A 4738-nucleotide genomic window follows, 5' to 3' on the forward strand; every position below is an offset into this window, starting at 1 on the left:
TGAAAAGGAGACTTCTTGCTTCTGATTCGACATATCTAAAGGATTAAAGGGTTTATACTGTGGCAAAGATACAAAAAATCCCTTTTCATTCCCTTTGGCGAAAGACGATCATGTACGTTTCATATTACGTATTTTTAAAAAGTTAATTGTATTTATAAAACCAATAAAAAATGACATTCTACAGTTTATTAATTCTCAAGAATCATAATATATAGTGATATTTCATGATTATCCAAAACTAATTTAACTACCTGTCCACAAAGAACTAGAATCTATCGAAATCATCATTGCATCAATTATAAATTTATATATAATAAAATGTCATTTCTGAAGCATATAATATCTATAAGATCGTATTTCTACAGGTCCCAACAATCCAGACGACTGCAAAGGAGTATCTGATTTTAATTCACTATGCGTTTGCCAGGTAATACGTTCTTTTTCTGGAAGAGCCTTATCTCGTATGAGTCGATTCATCCAGTCATTAACCACCATTACCTCCAGTTCATTTCTGCCTTTTTTCAGGTATTTAGTAATATTTACACGATAAGGGCATGTCCATACTCCGCCTACATCATGACCATTCAAACGAACTTTTGCCATTACCATCACCCTTCCCAAATCCAAGTAAGTTTCACTGGCAGACAACTGATTCATTTCAAAGGAAGTCATATACGTAGCTTCACCAGAGAAATAACGGATCCTCTCATCCTTATTGTTAATCCAGTCGGACAAAGAATCAAAAGTTATAGCTTCTGTAGGCCCCCCCCTATGTACCGGAAAAGACACTTTCCAAGGACCTCTGATCTGCAACTGCAAAGTCCCGGATGGAAAGTTGGCTTCTTTCTGTCCAACAGAATGAGAGGACAAATGACGGAACACAATGAAAGCACTCTCAAAGGGTTGTAGTTTCAAGGGCACATGTGTCATCTGAGAGCTCTCCTTATAATTTGGCAACAGGCGGATTTCTGCAGTCTGAGGATTCCATAGTTCCGGACGAAAACCTTTGACACGAAATGATGCTGTAAAATTCTGAGCCTTTCCACTCTGATTAGAAATAAAATAAACAGACCCCTGGGAAAGTCTACAGTGGATAAACAACAAGGAATCACTGCAAGGGCTGCAGCTGAAATCAGGAAGGACATCCAAGTCTCTCAGCACTTTTTCCATAGTAGTATGGCCAGTGTAAATTCTACCTTTACCGTAACGAAAAAAAGAATCACTGAAATTCTTCAAAGGGTTCCACATTTCACGAGCGATAGTACGGACCTCTCTGTCTGCCTCCGGATAATCCTGAAGACTAGGAGAACACTCTGGTGCCGGGCCCACAATCGTCAAGCCACCTCTCACCAATTCCCTGATTTTCCGAAGTATCTCAGGACGCATCGTAGACACGTGCGGAAGAACCAGCACGCAGTATTGCATCCCACTCTTCAGAGTAAGCAGTCCATTCTGGACTGTGGCGTCAAGCAGGAGCACTTCACTATTGATATAATCAAAAGAATAACCACGAGGAAGAGGGGGATCACATATGCCAGTCATCTTCGGAACATCCTCCCCAATAAAATAAGCCACATCTGCAACATATTGCCCCTGCTGCAACATATAGTTACAACGTTTTAAATACTTCGCAAAAACATCCAAATGAGGAAACCACGTATTATGTCTATTAAACTCATTCCCAAAGGGAGCATTGATGCCTGGGACCCTTTCATCAGGCTGTTCGATATATAAATGTAGCAAGGTGGAATTAATCCCCTCTGTAAAAAAGCGGTCACCACGAGGTTTTAGTATTGCGGGATAACGAGTAAAATCTGGTCCGCCACACGTAAAAGACTCTGCCCATACCTTCTGCTTTCCATAGATATGTGCACAAGAAGAGGCTGCCCGGTTTTCTATATTGCCCAGATCTCCCTCGCTCCAGAATTCACCGGCTACTTCATCCGACTGTCCGCCATATTGCAGAAATTCAGCAGGAAATCCCCAATGACCATAGTTTTCCAGCCAAGTCGTCAGGCCATGCTCATGACTTACTTTCCGCAAACCACCTACATATTTATATGCAACCTCGTCAGCAATCAATCGTCGGACATCCCATAGGAAGCGGTCAGATTGATCTTCAGAACCTACAACAACTCCGAGAAAAACAGGCAAATATGGTATAGGATCATAACCATAAGACTTCTTAAAATTGGTTATCATCGAATCAGTCCAATTCTGGCCACCAGTTTCATAGGAATCTTCAACGACTACTTTAAAAGTTTTACGATCTACCGATGGTATCCGACGTAAGATTTCACCGAGGAAGGCATTGAAATGAGAACGGACATGACATTCACTCATCTTATCTACTTCTAATCCTGTAGCCTCAGGACTTGCAGGAGAATTTGTCTGACCAGTAGGAATCATTACCAAACGAATGATGTTCCAATTGCCTTCAGGCACTTTCCATGACAATATCCCATCAGAATTCATATTTCTTGTTATATCCAAGACTTTATCTATAGGAACAACACCGCATCCATTCGTACTTTCCGGCTGCTTTCGCCAGAGATAGTCATAGAACATCGGATGAGGGGTCTGCCACATCTTAGCCAAAGTTTTTTCAGGATAGCGTTCAACTCGTGGTACATCCGACAACTTAACGTCCTGTATCATACCCGCACACTTTTTATCTATAACCAATCTGAATTCACTACCTTTGATTTCTGGAATGGATATAACAACCGGTGCATATGGGCAAAAGCCCACATTGATAGCAGCTCTACTCCGATCAATTACAAATTTAGATATTAAGCGATAAGATCCTTTCTCCTTTACAAACAATTCCGCATCTGTCCTATGAGGGACAGGAGTCATTTGAATGGTTAAACTTCGGACAACTGCAGGAGTGGGGCTTCGCAAATCAACGACAGAAGCCTCGCTGAGTTTTTGTAATGGGAAGAAAGTGCAATGCTTTTCCATTTCTGGATAAGCCAAGATTTTCACGTCTTGGGCATTCTTACCCACTTTAGGCAATGTTACCGATAAAGTTTGAGGTCCCTTAACCGTAATGTGACTCGATGCCAAATAGCGCATTGATTCAGACGGTTTGACCCAAGGACCACCAGATTGACTCCAGCCAGGACCATTGAAGATGCCAATTTCAATACCAAGTTTAGTAGCCGTTTTCAAAGCTGTATGTAAGATTTCCCACCATTCAGGAGACATAAAGCCGACTTTCCCATAAGGAACTCCCTGACCACCGATATTTCCGATATATGCCCGAGTGATGCCTGCACGTTTCATTGCATAAAGGTCCTTTACGACACCATCTTTGGATATATTATCTGACATCCAATACCAATAGACAGCTAATGGTTGCGTAGCAGGTATATTTCTAAAATAGCCCGCGTCTAATCTGAAGGAATCGTCGTTGTTGGTTTTCGCAAAAAGGCATTCCACAACAAGTAAAAAAATCCAAAGTAATCTGAATCCTAAATTCTTTTCCATGATATCATCTTCTATCATTTAATCATACGCCACAACTATTTTTAATTTGATTATTAACATCTTAAATATCCTCAAATCAGGCGGTCTCCTTTATGGTCAATACATAGTCTAAATTCAATCGATCATTATTAGCCTTAAACCTAAACCCAACTATTTCTAATATTCTACCACCCAATCTTCTGAGGTGTATTAGTTGGACCAACAGTTCTCAACCTTCCACTTTTATCAAAATATAAACGATCCATACAAACTATCCTATCCCAATTAGGCTTCTTGCAATTCGGATCTTCATGGCGATGATAAATGATATAAAGAGTCCCATCAGGAGACCTCACAATTGAATTATGACCGGGGGAAGAGATTCCTTTATCCATATCAGTTGTCATTAGAGGGTTATGACTGTCTTTTACCCAGGGCCCCACCGGATTGTCAGACACGGCAACACCTATCCCATAATGTTCATATCCTGTATCATTAGCGGAATAAGTCATATAATATTTGTTATTCATTTTAAACACACAAGGACCTTCATTACATCTATTTTTCGCCCAATTCACTTTTTCCCATTCTTGGGAAGCCGTAGAAATATAAATAGGTTGCCCATCTGGACCTGAAAGGTCTTTCTTCATTTTAACAACATATAGAGTTCCTGTTCCAACCTTATTTACTGTTGCATTACGACTGTAATAGACATATGGTGTTTCATTCGTATCTATTAAAATATCTGCGTCTATTGCTGAATAACCGAAATCAAACCAAGGCGTATACAGATCTTTAAAAGGACCTTCAGGAGAATCGCTGACTGCTAAACACGTCAATAACAGATTACGCCCGGGAAAGCTACAACTGTAGGTCAAGTAAAACTTATGATTATAGTATTTGACTTCAGGAGCCCAAAACGCTGAATTACCTTCATGTTCAGCAGGTCTCTTATAAAGAGCTCCTTTATAAGTCCAGGTGATCATATCTTTTGATGTATAACAGGGGAATCCTACTCCTCCAGAAATATTTGCCGTTCCCGTCAAATAATAGATTCCTTTATAACGATAGACATAAGGATCTGCAACATGTATAAACTTACCATCATTTGTCTTTAAAGGATTGGAATAATACCTGACATGTATAATACTCCCCAATTTTAGTACAGGTGCTAAAGTTAAAGAATATTGTTTATCTTTGCACTAAGTAAGAAAGGAACAGAAATGGGAAGAAGAAGTAAGTTTGAACCAAGTTTTAAGGCAAAGGT

2 protein-coding genes are annotated in these 4738 nt (G+C 39.9%); both read right to left on the reverse strand.

Annotation, left to right across the window (positions count from 1 at the left end; translation table 11 throughout):
- Positions 1–321: 321 nt before the first annotated feature.
- A complete protein-coding gene (locus NG821_RS12285) occupies positions 322–3492 on the reverse strand; it encodes a glycosyl hydrolase (protein WP_252761951.1) in 3171 nt (1056 codons plus the stop codon).
- 164 nt (positions 3493–3656) lie between these two features.
- Positions 3657–4628: a glycoside hydrolase family 43 protein gene (locus NG821_RS12290; protein WP_252761952.1), complete on the reverse strand. Its 972-nt coding sequence runs from the start codon at positions 4626–4628 to the stop codon at positions 3657–3659.
- Positions 4629–4738: the final 110 nt, after the last annotated feature.

Origin of the sequence: Segatella cerevisiae, assembly GCF_024054555.1 — a bacterium.
GTDB classification, from domain to species: Bacteria; Bacteroidota; Bacteroidia; order Bacteroidales; family Bacteroidaceae; genus Prevotella; species Prevotella cerevisiae.